Raw genomic sequence first — 18,016 nt, forward strand, 5'->3', positions numbered from 1 at the left:
TGATAAGAGTCGTTGGAGTCGTCATGAGCTTGCAGGTGGAGCGCCGCCACGGCCGCGCCACCGACCCCGGTCAGTGGGGCCAAAACGAAAAAACGTCGGCATCCGGCTCGTTGTGGCAAGCAGGGTGCGCGACGTCTTTGTCGTAGGTGGGGCAACCGCCGTTGGTTACCGTTGTGGATTTGATAGCAAGAGCCGCGCCAACCGGCGGCCGATGCTGGCTCGCATGGGCAGGCTCGCTGTAGGAGCTGGCTTGCCAGCGAAGGCGCCCTCAACACTGGCACAAGGTTCAGAGGCCTGTTCGCCGGCAAGCCGGATCCTACGGGGTGCAGGTCAGCCGAGTAGTTCCTGCATGGCGATGATCTGTTCTGCGACCTGGATCAGCTTCTGCTGTTTGCCCATGGCCTGACGGCGCATCAGGGTGTAGGCCTGTTCTTCGTCGCAGTCTTTCATCTTCATCAACAGGCCCTTGGCCAGCTCGATGCGCTTGCGCTCGGCCAGTTGCTGGTCGCGGGCCTGGAGTTGCGCGCGCAGGGCCTGGTCGCTTTCGAAGCGCGCCATGGCCACGTCGAGGATCGGTTGCAGGCGCTGGACCTGGATGCCCTCGACGATGTAGGCGCTGACCCCGGACTTGATCGCCTGGCGCATCACCCCCGGATCGTGTTCATCGGTGAACATCACGATGGGCCGCGGTTGATCGCGGCTGACCAGCACCACTTGCTCCATCACATCACGGCTGGGTGACTCGGTATCGATCAGGATCACGTCCGGGCGCACCGTTTCGACGCGGCCCGGCAGGTCGATGGTCAGGCCGGATTCGTCAATCACCTCGAAACCGGCTTCGCTGAGTGCGGCCTTGAGCCTTCCGACTTTTTTTGCGGTGTCGTTGATCAGCAGGATACGCAGCATGTTCGCGGGCTCCGGTCAGCGCTGGGCAACAAGGGGAGGGGTGTCGTTCATCGCATGCAGGCGGAAGCTGCGGGCATAGGCGGCAGGCTCAGAGCCGTCCCACACCTTGCCATCGATCAACTGGCTGCTGCGCATGTCCTGGCCCCAGGCGGTGATGCCCAGCGCGCTGGCGGCGTCGCGATACAGTTCAAGCTGCTGCACGTGGCGAGCGACGCCCAGGTAGTCCGGGTCTTCCCGCAGCAGGCCCCAGCGCCGGAACTGGGTCATGAACCACATGCCGTCGGACAGATAAGGCAGGTTGACGGCGCCATGGTGGTGAAAGCGCAGCGCGTGGGGGTCCTGCCAGCGATTGCCCAGGCCGTCGGCGTAAGCCCCCAGCAGCCGTGGCTCGATGCAGTCCAGTGGTGCATTCAGGTAATCGGCAGCGCTCAGCAACTGGGCGGTGCTGCGGCGGTTTTCCGGGCTTTGTTCGATAAAGCGGCTGGCCTCGAGGATCGCCATGACCAGGACCCGGGCGGTGTTGGGGTATTGCTCGACGAAGGCGCGGGTGCAGCCGAGGACTTTTTCCGGGTGATCCGGCCAGATTGCCTGGCTGGTGGCCAGGGTGAAGCCCTGATCCTGCTGCACTGCACTGGCGCTCCAGGGTTCGCCGACGCAGAACCCGTCGATGCGCCCGGCCTGCAGGTGAGCCACCATCTGCGGCGGCGGCACCACTACGCTGTCGACATCCTGCAGCGGGTGGATGCCCTGGCTGGCCAGCCAGTAGTACAACCACATGGCGTGAGTACCGGTGGGGAAGGTCTGGGCGAAGGTCAGTCGCGCCCGGCTTTGGTGCACATGGCGGTCCAATGCTTCAGGGCTGGTCACTTTGAGGGCTTGCAGTTCCCGCGACAGGTTGATGCTCTGGCCATTCTGGTTCAGGCCCATGAGCACCGCCATGTCGCAGGGATGGGTCCCGCCGATGCCCAGGTGCACGGCGTAGATCAGGCCGTACAGGCTATGGGCGGCGTCCAGTTCGCCACTCACCAGCTTGTCCCGCAGCCCGGCCCAGGAACTCTGGCGCTTGAGGTTCAGGGTCAGGCCGTAGGGCTGGGCAAAGCCCTGGGTGGCGGCGACCACCACCGAGGCGCAGTCGGTCAGGGCCATGAAGCCCAGGTTGATGGCGGACTTTTCCGGGGCATCGCTGCCGTTGACCCAGGCCAGTGCGCAGTTGGGGTGTTCAGTCATGGCTTGGCACCTTGCATAAAAAAGCGTCGTACCCACTGGCCAGGCAAAGCCTGTGTGGGTGACGACGCCGTTGTCCTTGAACCTGGGCCGCCATTGGCCCAGGTCTGATGAGCAAGTGGGTGCAAGGCATATGCCATTGTCGGGGATTTCATTCTGCGCCTCGCCTGCAAGCCCTGGGCGCGGCTATAATCGGCGCCTTATTTCGCCGCCAACCGAGTTCATCCCGCCCATGTATACCCTGGCCCGCCAGCTGTTGTTCAAACTCTCCCCGGAAACCTCCCACGATCTGTCCCTGGACCTGATCGGTGCGGGCGGGCGTTTGGGCCTTAACGGTCTGTTGTGCAAGGCGCCGGCGCAGTTGCCGGTGCAGGTCATGGGCCTGGAGTTTCCGAACCCGGTGGGCCTGGCTGCCGGTCTGGACAAGAACGGCGCCGCCATCGATGGCTTCGCTCAACTGGGCTTCGGCTTTGTCGAGATCGGCACCGTCACCCCGCGTCCGCAGCCGGGCAACCCCAAGCCGCGCATCTTCCGGCTGCCTCAGGCCGAAGCCATCATCAACCGCATGGGCTTCAACAACCTGGGGGTCGACAACCTGCTGGCGCGTGTGGCCGCCTCCCAATACAAGGGCGTGCTGGGGATCAATATCGGCAAGAACTTCGACACCCCGGTGGAGCGGGCGGTGGACGACTACCTGATCTGCCTGGACAAGGTCTATGCCCATGCCAGTTATGTCACGGTCAATGTCAGCTCGCCCAATACCCCGGGCTTGCGCAGCCTGCAGTTTGGCGAGTCCCTCAAGCAGCTGCTGTCGGCTCTGAGCCAGCGTCAGCAGGAGCTGGCGAGCATTCATGGCAAACGCGTGCCCCTGGCGATCAAGATCGCGCCGGACATGAGCGATGAGGAAACCGTTGAAGTGGCTCGGGCCTTGCTGGAAACCGGCATGGACGCGGTGATCGCCACCAACACCACCTTGAGTCGCGAAGGCGTCGAAGGCATGGAACACGGCGATGAGGCAGGCGGCCTGTCCGGCGCGCCGGTGCGCGACAAGAGCACCCATACAGTCAAGGTCCTGGCCGCCGAACTGGCCGGTCGCTTGCCGATCATTGCCGTGGGCGGCATCACGGAAGGCAAGCACGCGGCTGAGAAGATCGCCGCGGGCGCCAGCCTGGTGCAGGTGTATTCGGGCTTCATTTATAAGGGGCCGGCGTTGATTCGCGAGTCAGTGGATGCCATCGCGGCCATGGGCCGATAAGAACGGGCGCCAGCGCGGGCATAAAAAAGGGCTCCTCTAAGGAGCCCCTGGGCCGAAGCCCGCCGCCCGGATGGGGCGTGCGTGGTTAAGTCGTCATCTATTCAAGTTGTAGGTGTCGGAATGTGCCCTGATCAGCCGACAGCGCGAAGTTCGTTGAGTCTGTGGATGCCCGCAGTGCCAGTCATACCGTCCCAGTTGTCGCCGCGTCCTTCTCGCCAGCCGTTAATCCAGGCTTGGCGTACCGACGGTAGAGTAAATGGGCAAAGCTCACGGGACTTGCCATTAACGCCATACTGATATCCGCGTAAAAATGCTCTTTCCAACGGATCACGCTTTAGTCTTCTCATAGGGTGTTTCCCTCACTTGTTGACTGTCTTATGTCCCGTCGACCTTCTTCTGAGGTCGGGCAGATTGTCTCTGCCGTTGGTGCTCGCTGCCGGCGTGGCGAGCCTTGATGTTGACGCCATTGCGGCGCCAACCTGTGTTGAGTTCTAACCAATAGGTCACAGCAAGTGAATGATCGTTTTGTCATAAGGACGTAACGATAATGCTGTCCAGGCCATAAGCCGGGACGGGTTTTTTAGCTTGTTTGCCAGGCAAAGCCCGCTGTGATCAGCCTCTCACTAGATGATGAGGTTAATGCTTTAGTGAGAATGTCGAACGGTTGCACTCAACTACTATTCGACGAAGGGTCGACTTATGTCATTTTGTTGCCCTGACTTTTTTATCTGTCCCGGCCTCTAAGCTTTTTTGCCCTGCAAGAAAGCCTGTCTGCCGGGGTGGGACGGCACAGTTTCGTGCCACACGAGCGCTCTTGAAGAAAAGCGCTTGATTGAAAACCGAACGGGCGATGCGTTGTCCGTTCACTTATTGCTAAAGGCCCTGGTACTCCCATGTCGGATCGTTACGAACTCTTCCTCACCTGTCCCAAAGGCCTTGAAGGCCTGCTGATCGAGGAAGCCGTCGGGCTTGGCCTTGAGCAAGCGCGTGAGCACACTTCTGCCGTGCGCGGCATGGCCGATATGGAGACGGCCTATCGGTTGTGTCTGTGGTCGCGCCTGGCCAACCGGGTGCTGCTGGTCCTCAAGCGCTTTCCAATGAAGGACGCCGAAGACCTCTACCACGGCGTGCTCGACGTCGACTGGCAGGACCACATGCTGGCCGATGGCACCCTGGCGGTGGAGTTCAGCGGTCACGGTTCGGGCATCGACAACACCCACTTTGGTGCCCTGAAGGTCAAGGACGCCATTGTCGACAAACTGCGTACACCTACCGGCGAGCGTCCTTCGGTGGACAAGCTCAATCCGGACCTGCGCATCCACCTGCGCCTGGATCGCGGCGAAGCCATCCTGTCCCTGGACCTGTCCGGCCACAGCCTGCACCAGCGCGGCTATCGCCTGCAGCAAGGCGCCGCGCCGCTCAAGGAAAACCTGGCGGCCGCGATCCTGATCCGTTCCGGCTGGCCGCGCATCGCCGCTGAAGGCGGGGCCCTGGCCGACCCAATGTGCGGTGTCGGCACCTTCCTGGTGGAAGCGGCGATGATTGCCGCGGACATCGCTCCCAACCTCAAGCGTGAGCAGTGGGGCTTTACCGCCTGGCTCGGCCATGTGCCGGCGCTGTGGCGCAAACTGCATGATGAAGCCCTGGCTCGGGCCCAGGCCGGACTGGCCAAGCCACCGCTGTGGATTCGCGGCTACGAGGCCGATCCACGATTGATCCAGCCGGGTCGCAACAACGTCGAGCGCGCGGGCTTGAGCGACTGGATCAAGATCTACCAGGGCGAAGTGGGGACTTTTGAACCGCGTCCGGACCAGAACCAGAAGGGCCTGGTGATCTGCAACCCGCCCTACGGCGAGCGCCTGGGTGACGAAGCCAGCCTGCTGTACCTCTATCAGAACCTCGGCGAGCGCCTGCGTCAGGCCTGCTTGAACTGGGAAGCGGCGGTGTTCACCGGCGCCCCGGACCTGGGCAAGCGCATGGGCATTCGCAGCCACAAGCAGTACTCGTTCTGGAACGGCGCCTTGCCGTGCAAGCTGCTGCTGATCAAGGTGCTGCCGGACCAGTTCGTCACCGGTGAGCGACGCACCGCCGAGCAGCGCCAGGTGGAACGCGAGCAGGCTCAGGCCGCTGCAGACGAGCCGCCAGTGCGCCAGTACAACAAGAATGGCAACCCGATCAAGCCGGCTCCTGCGCCGGCGCCGGTGGTCGAGCAGGCCCGTCTGAGCGAGGGCGGGCAGATGTTTGCCAACCGCCTGCAAAAGAACCTCAAGCTGCTGGGCAAATGGGCCAAGCGCGAAGGTGTCGAGTGCTATCGGGTCTATGACGCGGACATGCCGGAATACTCCCTGGCCATCGACCTGTACCAAGATTGGGTGCACGTCCAGGAATACGCGGCGCCCAAGTCGGTGGACCCGGAGAAGGCCCAGGCGCGTCTGTTCGATGCCCTGGCAGCGATTCCCCAGGCACTGAACGTGGATAAGAGCCGGGTGGTGATCAAGCGTCGCGAGCGCCAGAGCGGCACCAAGCAATACGAGCGCCAGAGCGCCCAGGGCCAGTTCACCGAAGTTCGCGAAGGCGGGGTCAAGCTGCTGGTGAACCTGACCGACTACCTGGACACCGGGCTGTTCCTCGATCATCGGCCGATGCGCATGCGCATCCAGAAAGAGGCGGCTGGCAAGCGTTTCCTCAACCTGTTCTGCTACACCGCCACCGCCAGTGTGCACGCGGCCAAGGGTGGAGCCCGCAGTACGACCAGCGTCGATTTGTCGAAAACCTACCTGGACTGGGCGCGACGCAACTTCTCCCTCAACGGTTTCTCCGACAAGAACCGTCTGGAGCAGGGTGATGTGATGGCCTGGCTGGACAGCTGCCGTGACGAGTTCGACCTGATCTTCATCGACCCGCCGACCTTCTCCAACTCCAAGCGCATGGAAGGGGTGTTCGACGTGCAGCGTGACCAGGTGCAGTTGCTGGACCTGGCCATGGCCCGTCTGGCGCCGGGTGGCGTGCTGTACTTCTCCAACAACTTCCGCAAGTTCCAGTTGGACGAGAACCTCGCCGCGCGCTATCAGGTCGAGGAGATCACGGCGAAAACCATCGACCCGGATTTTGCCCGTAACAGCAAAATTCACCGTGCTTGGAAAATCAGCGCCCGCTGATGGCCGGATAAGTCCCCAACGCCCGTTTTTTCGGGCTTTGGGGGCTGTTTAGCGCTGGTCAAATTAGTGGCTAATAGCTATAACTCACACCAAGTCCGGATGACACCCAAACTCGCTGGCGTGATGAGTTCTACTTATGCCGTTGCATGTGGTACGCCCGAAGATCCTGGGTTTCATTAGTGAAGAAGTCTCTGCCTGGCTAGTAGCTGTGCTGGTGTTGCTTGCGGGCGGCATTCTCACCGGGCTGCTGGCCTGGTCCACTTACAACTCGAACAAACAGCAACTGCGCCAGCGCTTCCAATTGCTCGCCAGTGAACGCTACAGCCGTATCGAAGAGCGCTTTCAAGACCAGGAGCAACGCCTGGACGGTCTGCGGCGTTTCTTTGTCAATTCCGACCTGGTGACCCGCCAGGACTTCGATGGTTACGCCAAGCCTCTGCTACGCCACACTCAGGCCTATGCCTGGGCGCCTCTGGTGAGTCGTGCCCAGCGTCCGGCGTTCGAACAGGCGGTGCGGGATCAGGGGGTGGCGGGGTTCACCATCCTGCAATTGAACGCCAGCGGCCAGATGGAGCCCGCTGGTGAGCAAGAAGACTTTGCGCCGATTCTGTACAGCCAGACTCAAAGCCCCCTGGGGTCGCCCCTGGGGCACGACTTGCTGGCCCAGCCTCAGCGCCGGGCTACTCTGGAGCGGGCCAGGGAGCTCAACGGCCTGGCGGTTTCGCCGCCTTTGCACCTGGTTGCCGTGGACCCGGCCTATGCCCGGGGCGTGCTGCTGGCGGCGCCGGTCAGGCGGCCCCAGGACAGCCCCTTGCCCGAGGCCAGGCCTTACGGTTATGTGCTGGCGGTGATCAGCCTGCGGCAACTGGTGGCGGACGGCTTGCCGGTGCCGGCCAGCGACAATTTGTCGGTGCGCATTCTCGATCTGTCCACCGAGGGCCAGCACGAGGTGCTCTATGAATCGAACAACCCGCCGATCGCCAGTCACCTGACGGCCAGCCGTTTGCTGCGCCTGGCGGACCGGGATTATCAGGTTGATATCCGCCCCAGCGCGGCGTTCCTGCACGCCAACCAATCTTCCCTGAGCAGCCTGGTGATTCTCGGTGGCTTGCTCAGTCTGCTGCTCAGCGCCTTGCTCTATGTGCTGGTGAGTCAGCGGCAACGGGCCTTGGCCCTGGTGGAGCAACGCACGGCGGAGCTGCGCAGTCGCGAGCAGGAATTGCGCGGCACTCACAGTCAGTTGCGCTGCGTGCTCAATGCCGCGACCCAGGTGGCGATCATCGCCACGGACCTGCGTGGTGTCATCAGTACCTTCAATGCCGGGGCCGAGCAGATGCTCGGCTACAGCAGCAGTGAAGCGGTAGGCCACCTGACCCTGGAAAGCCTGCACCTGCCCCGGGAGCTGGAAAGCTGGGCTCAGAGCCTTACCCAGCGCTATGGCAAGGCCATTCCAGTGTCCCGGGCCATGCTGGTGGAAGAAGGCCTGGCCGGTGGCCATGAGGCGCGGGAGTGGACGCTGGTCAGGCGTGACGGCAGCCACCTGCAAGTGAACATGCTGGCAACCCCGGTGCTGGATGATCAGGGGCTGTGGATCGGCCACCTGGCCATCTGCATCGACATCACCGAGCGCAAGCGGGTGCACGAGGCCCTGGCGGCCCGGGACCGCCTGTTGAAAAGGCTCAGTGCCCATGTTCCCGGAGGGATCTACCAGTTCAAGCTGGATGCCGAGGGACACGCGAGCTTCACCTATGCCAGCGATGGCATTCGCGAAATCTACGAGATCGAGCCGCAGGTGTTGCAGGAGGATGCCGAGGCAGTGTTCGAGCGTATCCATCCTGAGGATGTGCAGCGGGTACGCAAGTCGATCCAGGTTTCCGCCAAGCAGCTCAGTCCGTGGCGCGAGGAGTATCGGGTCTGCCTGCCGCAACGGGGGCTGCGCTGGATGCGTGGCGCGGCGACCCCGGAAAGCCTGCAGGGCGGCGGCGTGCTCTGGCACGGCTATATATCGGATATTTCCGACCTCAAGCGGGTCGAGGAAGAGTTGCGTGCGTTGTCAGTGACCGACTCCCTGACCGGCATTCACAACCGGCGCTATTTCCAGGAGCAGTTGCAGAGCGAAATGCAGCGTCTTGAACGTGTTGGAGGCGAGATGGCGGTGATCATGCTGGATATCGATCATTTCAAGCGGATCAACGACCAGTACGGACACGGGGTAGGGGATCAGGTATTGCGGGGGCTCTGTGTCCGCATTGGTGGGCGTCTGCGGCGTACCGATGTGTTCTGCCGTCTCGGCGGCGAGGAGTTCATGGTGCTGTGTCCGGGCACCAACGCCCAGCAGGCGCTGATCCTGGCTCAGGAACTGTGGCAGGGGCTGCGCAGTTCGCCGATCGAGCCGGTGGGCAGTGTCACCGCCAGTTTCGGCATTGCCAGCTGGCGCGAAGGCGAGGGGGCGGACGGTTTGTTGTTGCGGGCCGACTCCGGGGTCTATGCCGCCAAGCAGGCCGGACGCGATCGAGTCCAGCCAGAGCTGCCCTAATCGCTGACAGCGGCGGAGCGGGTCCGCCACTGTCGCAACAGCGAGTTAGAGAACGGATGCGCTGGTGGCCAGTTTTGGCTGCCGATACAGATCCAGCAGCACCTGATCCAGTACCGAAGAGGCGCCGAAGGGTCGTGGATCGTTGAGGATCGCCACCACCGCCCAGGTGTTGCCGTTGTCATCGCGGCTATAGCCGGCGATGGCGCGCACGGTGTTCAGAGTGCCGGTCTTGATGTGGGCCTCACCGGACATGGCGGTACGTTTCAGGCGCTTGCGCATGGTGCCGTCCATGCCGGCAATCGGCATGGAACTGATGAACTCGGCGGCGTAGGGGCTCTTCCAGGCAGCTTGCAGCAGACCGGCCAGTTCCCGGGCGCTGACCCGTTCGGCACGGGACAGGCCGGAGCCGTTTTCCATTACCAGATGCGGCGCGGTGATGCCTTTTTTCGCCAGCCACTGGCGCACCACACGCTGGGCCGCCTTGGCGTCATCGCCGTCGGCTTCATTGCGGTACTTGGCGCCCAGGCTCAGGAACAGCTGCTGGGCCATGGTGTTGTTACTGTATTTGTTGATGTCGCGGATGACCTCCGCGAGGTCCGGAGAGAAGGCACGGGCCAGAACCTTGGCATCCTTGGGAACTACCGCGAGGCGGTCCTTGCCCTGGATGCTGCCGCCCAGTTCGCTCCAGATCGCCCGCACCGCACCGGCGGTGTAGGTGGCGTGGTCCAGCAGCGACAGATAGGTCTGGGAACTGCAGCCATCACCCAACTGGCCGCCAACGGTGACGATCACGCTGCCATCGGCCTGGGGCACGGGGTTGTAGCGAACGTCGCCGGTGCACTGCTTGGTGTTGACTGCCTTGACCTGATTGTCGATGCGGATCTTGGCAATCGGCGGCTCTACCGAAACCAGTACCCGGCCGGAATCATTGCGGGCGACGAAGCGCAGGGCCTTGAGGTTGACCATCAGCGCGTCGGGCTTGACCAGGAACGGCTTGTTCTCGTCGTTGCCGTCGTCATTGAACTCAGGCAACTGCGGTTGCACGAAGTAGTTGCGGTCCAGTACCAGGTCGCCGGTGACTTGCTGCACGCCATTGGCCCGCAGGTCACGCATCAGCAGCCAGAGCTTCTCCATGTTCAGCTTGGGATCGCCGCCGCCCTTGAGATAGAGATTGCCGTTGAGAATGCCACCGCTGAGGGTGCCATCGGTGTAGAACTCGGTCTTCCACTGGTGGGTCGGGCCAAGCATTTCCAGGGCCGCGTAGGTGGTGACCAGCTTCATGGTGGAGGCCGGGTTGACCGAGACATCGGCGTTGAAAACCGTCGGCGTGCCAGGGCCGTTCAGGGGAATCATCACCAGCGACAGGGCGTTGTTCGGGAGCTTGCTGGCTTTGAGGGCTTGTTGAACCTTGGGGGTCAGGGTGGTGTTGACCGGAGCCGCAGAGACAGGAAATGCCAGGGGAAGAAAAACACTGGCAAGCAACAGAGGACGCAACGATTTGATCATATGAAGTGGAACCCTGCAGTCGAGGGGAAAAAAGGCGAGGGCATGCAGATAAAATCCCTCAGTGATCATGAAAGTGTCGGCATTATGCCCCAAGGTATAGCGGCTTGTGCCGTGCCACGGGCCGCCGTGGCGGTATTTTTTTTACCAATGGCGGTCCTGCATCCTCATAGAGTCAGGCAATCGCCCGCCTAAACTGGTAAAGTGCCGCCCGTTATTACTTATGAGGATTGTTCCATGGCCACTAACCGTTCCCGCCGTCTGCGCAAAAAACTCTGCGTAGATGAATTTCAGGAGCTGGGTTTTGAGCTGAACCTGGATTTCAAAGAAGATCTGGCTGAAGAAGCTATTGACGCTTTCCTCGACGCGTTCCTCAAAGAAGCGATGGAAGCCAACGGTCTGGGCTATGTTGGCGGCGATGACTTCGGTCTGGTTTGCCTGAGCAAGCGCGGTTCCGTCAGCGAAGCACAGCGTGCAGCTGTTGAAGCTTGGCTCAAAGGCCGTACCGAGCTGACCAGCGTTGAAGTCAGCCCGCTGCTGGACGTCTGGTACCCGGACAACGCGATCAACCCAGTCGCGTGATGTCATGTGTGAGCGGCCCGTCCGGGCCGCTCATGCGTTGCTGCCCTCCCTGGGCGGCCTTTCGAATTTCCCCCTTGTGTTCCTTGTCTCTGTGCGGGCTTGCCCGGGAGATGCTCGTGGGCGCCGTTCGCCGGCAAGTCGGCTCCTACAGTGGGTGCTGCCTTGGGTAGGAACAGGTATGCCGGCGAAGTTCTTCAGGCATTGCGCCCATTCAGAATCATCAAGGTCACGACCCCAGCGACAATTCCCCAGAACGCCGAGCCAATGGAAAACAGCGTCAGCCCCGAGGCCGTCACCATAAAGGTGATCAGCGCCGCTTCTCGCTCCTTCACTTCACTCATGGCGATGCTCAAGCCGTTGATGATCGAGCCGAACAGCGCCAGGGCGGCGATGGACAGCACCAGTTCCTTGGGCAAGGCCGCGAACAGCGCAGCCAGGGTGGCGCCGAAGACCCCGGCGATGCCATAGAAAACCCCGCACCACACTGCGGCGGTGTAACGCTTGCTGCGATCTTCGTGGGCGTGGGGGCCGGTGCAGATCGCAGCGCTGATGGCCGCCAGGTTGATGCCGTGGGAACCAAATGGCGCCAGCAGCAACGAAGCCAGTCCGGTGGCGGTGATCAGTGGCGAGGCCGGGACGTTGTAGCCGTCGGCGCGCAGCACCGCGATCCCGGGCATGTTCTGCGAGGTCATGGCGACCACAAACAGTGGAATACCGATGCTGATGGTGGCCGCCAGGGAAAAGTGCGGCGTGGTCCAGACCGGCGTCGCCACTTCCAGGTGGAAGCCACTGAAGTCCAGCAAGCCCATCAGCCCGGACAGTGCAGTGCCGATCAGCAGGGTCGCGAGAACGGCATAACGCGGCGACAGGCGCTTGACCACCAGGTAGGTGAAGAACATCCCCAGTACCAGACCGGTACGGTGTTGGGCCGCCACAAAGATTTCACTGCCGATCTTGAACAGGATTCCCGCCAGCAAGGCGGCTGCCAGGGATGCCGGGATCTTTTTCACCAGGCGCTCGAAGCTGCCGGTGAGTCCGCAAATGGTCACCAGGACCGCGCAAGTGATGTAGGCGCCAATGGCTTCGCCATAGGTCACCCCCGACAGGCTGGTGATCAGCAGGGCAGCGCCGGGTGTGGACCAGGCGATGGTGATGGGGGTGCGATAGCGCAGAGACAGGCCGATGCTGCACACCGCCATGCCAATGGAGATGGCCCAGATCCAGGAGGAGATCTGACCGCTGGTCAGGCCGGCGGCTTGCCCAGCCTGGAACATCAGCACCAGGGAACTGGTGTAGCCGGTCATCATGGCGATGAAGCCGGCAACGATGGCGGAGGGCGAAGTGTCCGCGAGGGGGCGTAATTGCGCGGGGGTGGCATCGGACATTACTGCTGTTCCTTGTTCTTGAAAGACGCAAAACCCATACCCGGCGAACGCTGCTTGCAGCCTGCGAAAGCAACGAGCCGGTAATAGGGTTCAAGGTTCAAGCCTAAACTTAAAAGCAACTTTGCATTGCAATACAGCCGTGACTACAAATAGCCGTACAGTCGTTGAATAAGTGGTGGGGCCGGTAACACTTTTTGCTAATGATCCCCAGCGGTTGTGTACAATGTGCCCCTGTTTTAACGCGATACTTGCCAGCGACCCACCGTGGCGTATTAAAGTCACGCCGAAATCGCCGCAGTCCTCCCGACCCGAGTGCCCATGAACGAACAGTTGCAACCTCTCAAGAAACAACCGCGAGCAGGCAAAGCCGGTCGCAGCGGAACCCAGGACGATATTGTCTACGCGCACATCTTTGAGGCCATCCTCGAGCAGCGCCTGGCGCCCGGCACCAAGTTGAGTGAAGAGGCGCTTGGGGAAATATTCGGAGTCAGTCGGACCATCATCCGTCGTGCATTGTCGCGGCTGGCCCATGAAGGCGTAGTCCTGTTGCGGCCCAATCGGGGGGCGGTGGTTGCCAGTCCGAGCGTCGAGGAAGCCCGTCAGGTCTTTCTCGCCCGGCGTCTGGTGGAGCGAGCCATTACCGAGCTGGCGGTCCAGCATGCCACCGCCGAACAGCTGCTGGAGTTGCGGCAGATGGTCAACGAGGAGCGCGACAGCTTTTCCCGAGGCGATCGTGGTGCCGGTATCCGCCTGTCCGGGGAGTTTCACCTGAAGCTGGCGGAAGCAGCGAAGAATGCACCGCTGATCAGCTTCCAGCGCAGCCTGGTGTCCCAGACGTCGCTGATCATTGCCCAGTATGAAAGCGGCAACCGCTCCCACTGCTCCTACGATGAGCACACCCAACTGATCGACGCCATCGAGGCCCGGGACGGCGAGCTGGCGGTGAACCTGATGATGCATCACATGGATCACATCGACAGCAAGCTCAATCTCGACGAGGAAAGCGCCTCGGACGACCTGCATGCGGTGTTCTCGCACCTGCTGCAGACCAAGAAGCCGGGGCGGCCGACGGCCAAGCTGTAAGCCTCGATCAGACTGAAAATCCCTCGCTGCGTAGCCCTATGCAGCGGGGGATTTTTGTTTGGCGGCGGGTCTGCCTGCTGATCAGGAAGATTGTTTTAAATTTCAATCAAGATTGTATACAGTGCCTGCTTCGAGGCTCACGGCCGGCAATCCGTGCGCCTCTGGTCCTGCGAAAGGAGCCCGCGGCATGATCGGCAGAACGCTACGCATTCATTCTTCCGCCATCCATTACTTCGATATGGTTCGTCGCTGTCATTCGATCCGCGAGGCTGCTCGGCGCTTGAATGTCGCGTCTTCGGCGGTGAACCGGCAGATCCTGAAGATCGAGGATGAAATCGGCGCGCCCTTGTTCGAACGCCTGCCGGGCGGCCTGCGCCTGACCCTGGCGGGAGAGGTCATGAGCCGTCATGTCAATCTGGTGCTGCAGGACCTGGAGCGGGTGCGCCTGGAGTTCGATGCTCTGCGTGGCCTCAAGAGCGGGCATGTGGAGATTGCCGCGGTGGAAGGCGCGACGGTGGATCTGCTGCCCTCGGTGCTCAAGCGCATGCGCGATCTGTATCCACAGGTGACCATCGGCGTCACGGTGCAGGGCTCGCAATCCATTCCCCAGGCCTTGATCAACAGTCGTGCGGACCTGGGCCTGGCGTTCGCCTTGCCCAGGGCGCCGGAGATCCGCCCCTTGAGCGTCGGTCATTTTCGCCTGGGGGCGCTGGTCAGTCCCGATCATCCCTTGGCCGAGCGGGGCAGCGTCAATTTCGCCACTTGCGCCGAGCACGGGCTGATCCTGGCCAAGAGCGAGCTGTCGATCCATCACTTGCTGGCGCCGTTGCACAAGCGCCTGGGGCTGTTGGACAAGCCGCCCTTGCAGAGCAACTCCATGGAGCTGGCGCGACAGATGGCCCGGCACAACATGGGGGTGGCCTTCCAGACCCGGGTCGGGGTCGAGGGCGACCTGAGCAAGGGGGAGCTGGTGCATATCCCGCTGAGCGATCAGGGGGGGATCTACAGCGACCTGGGGCTCTATGCCCGCAGCGGTCGTGATCTGCCCAGCGCGGTGGAGGCGCTGGCGCATCTGCTTGGCGAGGAGATCGCCATTCGCGAGCGGGCCGAGCGCGCTTTCGGCCAGCTAACGCTCTGAGTCCATGGCTGTGGGCGGCTGTTGCCGTTTTGGCAGCGCGCTGATCGATATTCTGTGCTTTGGGGCCTGTGGCGCTTGTGCCGATACTGCGTGCGGACGGCAGCCAGCGAAGCTGCCTTACGCCACACCGCCACAGGACATAATAAAAATGAAAAAGGCATTACAAGGCGCAACCCTGCTGATGACACTGATCGGAGCAGGGGAAGCAGCCGCCCTGGAGTGGATGAACAACAGCGTCGGCTTTCGGTACGGCAAGGAGTTCACCAACCCGAACAATCCGCACTACATCAGTAAGCGCATCTACAGTTTCACCCACGCCAGTGGCTACCAGTACGGCAGCAACTACCTGCACCTGGATCTGCTGCGCTCTCCGACAGCGACGATCCGCGCAAGGGCACCCACAAGGGCAGCAGCGAAGTCTATGGCGTCTATCGTCACCAGCTCTTCGCGTCCCGGGTGTTCGATACGCCCTTGGGCACCGGCCTCGTCAAGGACTACGCGCTGACCCTGGGCTTCGATGCCAGTCGCAACAACAACCTGGGCTCGGCCAAGAAACGCGCCCTGGTTTTCGGTCCGACCCTGAAATTCAACACCGTCGGGGTGCTGGACCTGAGCTTGCTGTACTACAAGGAAAACAACCATTCCGGCATCCCCGGAGCCAAGGACCCGGATCACACCTTCGACGATACTTACATGCTCAACCTGGCCTGGATGCGTCCGTTCGAAGTTGGCAGTCACGCCGCCAAGTTCCAGGGCTTCGTCAACTACACCGGGGAAAAGGGCCACGACTACAACTATCGTGACACCGCAGCGGAAACCCTGGTGCGGACGTCGCTGATGGTGGCCGTGTTGCCCGGCAAGAACGTCAAGCCCAACCTGTACCTGGGGGTTGGCTACGAGTACTGGCACAACAAGTTCGGGGTGGACGGTGGACGGGGTACGCGGACCACGGCGCCGACCTTGAACATGGAAGTGACGTTCTAGTCTGCACCTGATCGCCTGGGACTCAGGCATGAAAAATCCCCCGTTCGATGTTTCGCGAGCGGGGGATTTTTCGTTTGCGGGCTTAGCGCTGGTGGACTGGCTGGCCGGCGGCGTAGGTCTGCAGCACGGTGCGATCGTCCCCCAGGGTCATCAGTACAAACAGGGTTTCAGCGATGCTGTTGGCCTGCTTCAGGCGATAGCTGAGCAAGGGAGTGGCGTGGTAGTCGAGGACCACGAAGTCGGCGTCGGTGCCAGGGTGCAGAGTGCCGATCCGATCTTCCAGGCGCAGGGCGCGGGCGCCGCCCAGGGTTGCCAGGTACAGGGACTTGAACGGGCTCAGGCGTGCGCCCTGTAGCTGCATGACTTTGTAGGCTTCGTTCAGGGTCTGCAGCAGCGAGAAACTGGTGCCGCCACCGACGTCGGTGCCCAGGCCGACATTGAGTTTGTGTTTTTCCGCCATGGGCAGGTTGAACAGACCACTGCCGAGGAAGAAGTTCGAGGTTGGGCAGAAGGCCACGGCCGAACCGGTTTCCGCCAGGCGCGCACATTCGTCATCGCACAGGTGCACGCCGTGGGCGAACACCGAGCGTTCCCCCAGCAGTTGGTAGTGGTCATAAACGTCCAGGTAACCCTTGCGCTCCGGGAACAGTTCCTTGACCCATTCGATCTCCTGCAGGTTTTCACTGATGTGAGTCTGCATGTAGAGATCGGGGTACTCGGTCAGCAGTTTGCCGGCCAGGGTCAGTTGTTCCGGGGTGCTGGTTGGCGCGAAACGCGGGGTCACCGCGTAGTGCAGGCGGCCCTTGCCGTGCCAGCGCTCAATCAGCGCCTTGCTTTCCAGGTAGCCGGACTCTGCGGTGTCGGTCAGGTAGTCCGGAGCGTTGCGGTCCATCATCACCTTGCCGGCGATCATCCGCAGATCGAGTTTCTCGGCGGCGGCGAAGAAGGCATTGACCGACTGTGGGTGCACGCTGCCGAACACCAGCGCGGTGGTGGTGCCGTTGCGCAGCAACTCCTTGATGAAGATGTCCGCCACTTCATCGGCGTGGGCCTGATCGGCGAACTGGCGTTCACAGGGGAAGGTGTAGGTGTTCAGCCAGTCCAGCAACTGTTCGCCGTAGGCACCGACCATGCCGGTCTGGGGCAGGTGGATGTGGGTGTCGATGAAGCCCGGGGTGATCAGGGCGTCGGGGTAGTGATTGATCTCTACATCGGCGGGCAGGCCGGCAAGCAGTTCACTGGCGTGGCCGAGGGCGCTGATCCGGCCGTCCTCGACCACCAGCAGGCCGTCTTCGAAATACTCGTAGGAGGCTTCGATTCCGACTTCGGCCGGGTCGGCGATGCTGTGCAGGATGGCGGCACGGTAGGCTTTGCGAGTCAAAGGCATGGTCGTTCTCAGTGTGTGGCGTGTCAGTTCGAAGTCTGGCTGCGGCGCGAGGCCGGCAGCAGCTTGGCAATGGGTTCGGCGCTGGCGCTGGACTGGCCGAAATGGGCGTTGTAGGTAGCGATGATCTCACCGGCAATGGAGATGGCGATTTCCACGGGCAACTTGCCTTTGACTTCAGCGAGCCCCATCGGGCAACGCATGCGCTGCAAGGTGGTTGCGTCGAAACCGCGATCGCGCAAGCGGTGCTCGAACTTCACCCGCTTGGTCTTCGAGCCGATCAGGCCGAAATAGGCAAAGTCGTTGCGCTTGAGCAGGGCGGCGGTCAACTCCAGGTCCAGCTGGTGATTATGGGTCATGACGATGCAATAGCTGCCAGGCGGCAGGTTATCGATTTCCTCCACCGGTTCTTCGCTGACGATCTTGCTCACGCCCTGGGGAATCTGTTCGGGGAATTCCTGTTTCCGGGAATCGATCCAGCGTACCCGGCACGGCAGACTGGCCAGGAGTGGCACCAGGGCGCGGCCGACGTGCCCGGCACCGAACACGGCGATTTGCGCTTGCACCTGGCCCATGGGTTCGAACAGCAGCACGGTGGTGCCGCCGCAGCACTGGCCGAGGCTGGCACCGAGGCTGAAGCGCTCCAGGTGGGTGGCCTGCTGGCCGCTGGCGAGCAGGTTCCGGGCAATTTGCATGGCCTTGTATTCCAGGTGCCCGCCGCCGATGGTGTCGAAGGCCTGGGTGGCGCTGACGACCATTTTCGAACCGGCATTACGCGGCGTTGAGCCAAGCTCCTCGATGATGGTCACCAACACGCAGGGTTCACCCTGGTTCTGCAGGTCGGCGAGGGCGCTGATCCAGTTGTTCATGTTTACCTC

13 protein-coding genes and 1 pseudogene are annotated in these 18,016 nt (G+C 62.0%); 7 read left to right on the forward strand and 7 right to left on the reverse strand.

The window, feature by feature from the left end; all coding sequences use genetic code 11:
- Window positions 1-330: 330 nt before the first annotated feature.
- The gene (locus tag LOY69_RS09445) at window positions 331-906 is read right to left on the reverse strand and encodes an ANTAR domain-containing response regulator (protein ID WP_102863840.1); all 576 of its coding nucleotides are present in this window, start codon (window positions 904-906) and stop codon (window positions 331-333) included.
- Between the two features lie 15 nt (window positions 907-921).
- Window positions 922-2,133, reverse strand: coding sequence for a CmpA/NrtA family ABC transporter substrate-binding protein (locus LOY69_RS09450; protein WP_265074417.1), 1,212 nt, complete (start codon window positions 2,131-2,133; stop codon window positions 922-924).
- Window positions 2,134-2,362: 229 nt separating this feature from the next.
- Between LOY69_RS09450 and LOY69_RS09455 the strand changes: the two genes are divergently transcribed.
- Window positions 2,363-3,385, forward strand: a complete 1,023-nt coding sequence (locus tag LOY69_RS09455; RefSeq protein ID WP_265074418.1) for a quinone-dependent dihydroorotate dehydrogenase — start codon at window positions 2,363-2,365, stop codon at window positions 3,383-3,385.
- A 131-nt stretch (window positions 3,386-3,516) separates the two neighbouring features.
- Here the strand turns inward: LOY69_RS09455 and rmf are convergent, their stop codons facing one another.
- Complete coding sequence (rmf, locus tag LOY69_RS09460) at window positions 3,517-3,732, reverse strand: ribosome modulation factor (protein ID WP_016965693.1); 216 nt, start codon at window positions 3,730-3,732, stop codon at window positions 3,517-3,519.
- Between the two features lie 546 nt (window positions 3,733-4,278).
- On the opposite strand from rmf, the gene rlmKL reads away from it, so the two are divergent.
- Both rlmKL and LOY69_RS09470 read left to right on the forward strand, forming a co-directional pair.
- Window positions 4,279-6,543: a bifunctional 23S rRNA (guanine(2069)-N(7))-methyltransferase RlmK/23S rRNA (guanine(2445)-N(2))-methyltransferase RlmL gene (gene rlmKL / locus LOY69_RS09465; RefSeq protein ID WP_102878978.1), complete on the forward strand. Its 2,265-nt coding sequence runs from the start codon at window positions 4,279-4,281 to the stop codon at window positions 6,541-6,543.
- 136 nt (window positions 6,544-6,679) lie between these two features.
- Complete coding sequence (locus LOY69_RS09470) at window positions 6,680-9,079, forward strand: diguanylate cyclase (RefSeq protein WP_265074419.1); 2,400 nt, start codon at window positions 6,680-6,682, stop codon at window positions 9,077-9,079.
- Between the two features lie 45 nt (window positions 9,080-9,124).
- On the opposite strand, the gene dacB is transcribed toward LOY69_RS09470, so the two are convergent.
- On the reverse strand, window positions 9,125-10,585 hold the full coding sequence (dacB, locus tag LOY69_RS09475; protein WP_102863835.1) for a D-alanyl-D-alanine carboxypeptidase/D-alanyl-D-alanine-endopeptidase: 1,461 nt from the start codon (window positions 10,583-10,585) through the stop codon (window positions 9,125-9,127).
- A gap of 234 nt (window positions 10,586-10,819) precedes the next feature.
- Between dacB and LOY69_RS09480 the strand changes: the two genes are divergently transcribed.
- Window positions 10,820-11,164, forward strand: coding sequence for a YggL family protein (locus LOY69_RS09480; protein ID WP_102863834.1), 345 nt, complete (start codon window positions 10,820-10,822; stop codon window positions 11,162-11,164).
- A 194-nt stretch (window positions 11,165-11,358) separates the two neighbouring features.
- Here LOY69_RS09480 and LOY69_RS09485 read toward each other — a convergent pair whose 3' ends face one another.
- Window positions 11,359-12,549 (reverse strand): benzoate/H(+) symporter BenE family transporter, encoded by a 1,191-nt coding sequence (locus LOY69_RS09485; RefSeq protein ID WP_265074420.1) that lies wholly within the window; start codon window positions 12,547-12,549, stop codon window positions 11,359-11,361.
- Between the two features lie 318 nt (window positions 12,550-12,867).
- Between LOY69_RS09485 and LOY69_RS09490 the strand changes: the two genes are divergently transcribed.
- The 3 genes and pseudogenes from LOY69_RS09490 (at window position 12,868) to LOY69_RS09500 (ending at window position 15,754) form a co-directional block, all read left to right on the forward strand.
- Entirely contained in the window at window positions 12,868-13,632 is a 765-nt protein-coding gene (locus LOY69_RS09490; protein WP_025128787.1) for a GntR family transcriptional regulator, read from the forward strand.
- 187 nt (window positions 13,633-13,819) lie between these two features.
- Window positions 13,820-14,770 (forward strand): LysR family transcriptional regulator, encoded by a 951-nt coding sequence (locus LOY69_RS09495; protein WP_102863832.1) that lies wholly within the window; start codon window positions 13,820-13,822, stop codon window positions 14,768-14,770.
- Between the two features lie 148 nt (window positions 14,771-14,918).
- Window positions 14,919-15,754, forward strand: a pseudogene (locus LOY69_RS09500) (nucleoside-binding protein).
- Between the two features lie 82 nt (window positions 15,755-15,836).
- On the opposite strand, the gene guaD reads toward LOY69_RS09500, so the two are convergent.
- A complete protein-coding gene (guaD, locus tag LOY69_RS09505; protein ID WP_102878983.1) occupies window positions 15,837-17,141 on the reverse strand; it encodes a guanine deaminase in 1,305 nt (434 codons plus the stop codon).
- 23 nt (window positions 17,142-17,164) lie between these two features.
- Window positions 17,165-18,007, reverse strand: coding sequence for a xanthine dehydrogenase accessory protein XdhC (gene xdhC, locus LOY69_RS09510; RefSeq protein ID WP_265074421.1), 843 nt, complete (start codon window positions 18,005-18,007; stop codon window positions 17,165-17,167).
- Between the last annotated feature and the right edge of the window lie 9 nt (window positions 18,008-18,016).

The organism is Pseudomonas sp. B21-059 (genome assembly GCF_026016285.1).
Classification (GTDB): Bacteria; Pseudomonadota; Gammaproteobacteria; order Pseudomonadales; family Pseudomonadaceae; genus Aquipseudomonas; species Aquipseudomonas danubii.

Coding starts and splice junctions, on each gene's coding strand:
- rmf (WP_016965693.1), bottom strand. CDS start 3,732: ATGAGAAGACTAAAGCGTGATCCGTTGGAAAGAGCATTTTTACGCGGA.
- LOY69_RS09495 (WP_102863832.1), top strand. CDS start 13,820: ATGATCGGCAGAACGCTACGCATTCATTCTTCCGCCATCCATTACTTC.
- rlmKL (WP_102878978.1), top strand. CDS start 4,279: ATGTCGGATCGTTACGAACTCTTCCTCACCTGTCCCAAAGGCCTTGAA.
- LOY69_RS09480 (WP_102863834.1), top strand. CDS start 10,820: ATGGCCACTAACCGTTCCCGCCGTCTGCGCAAAAAACTCTGCGTAGAT.
- LOY69_RS09450 (WP_265074417.1), bottom strand. CDS start 2,133: ATGACTGAACACCCCAACTGCGCACTGGCCTGGGTCAACGGCAGCGAT.
- guaD (WP_102878983.1), bottom strand. CDS start 17,141: ATGCCTTTGACTCGCAAAGCCTACCGTGCCGCCATCCTGCACAGCATC.
- LOY69_RS09445 (WP_102863840.1), bottom strand. CDS start 906: ATGCTGCGTATCCTGCTGATCAACGACACCGCAAAAAAAGTCGGAAGG.
- LOY69_RS09485 (WP_265074420.1), bottom strand. CDS start 12,549: ATGTCCGATGCCACCCCCGCGCAATTACGCCCCCTCGCGGACACTTCG.
- LOY69_RS09490 (WP_025128787.1), top strand. CDS start 12,868: ATGAACGAACAGTTGCAACCTCTCAAGAAACAACCGCGAGCAGGCAAA.
- xdhC (WP_265074421.1), bottom strand. CDS start 18,007: ATGAACAACTGGATCAGCGCCCTCGCCGACCTGCAGAACCAGGGTGAA.
- LOY69_RS09470 (WP_265074419.1), top strand. CDS start 6,680: ATGCCGTTGCATGTGGTACGCCCGAAGATCCTGGGTTTCATTAGTGAA.
- dacB (WP_102863835.1), bottom strand. CDS start 10,585: ATGATCAAATCGTTGCGTCCTCTGTTGCTTGCCAGTGTTTTTCTTCCC.
- LOY69_RS09455 (WP_265074418.1), top strand. CDS start 2,363: ATGTATACCCTGGCCCGCCAGCTGTTGTTCAAACTCTCCCCGGAAACC.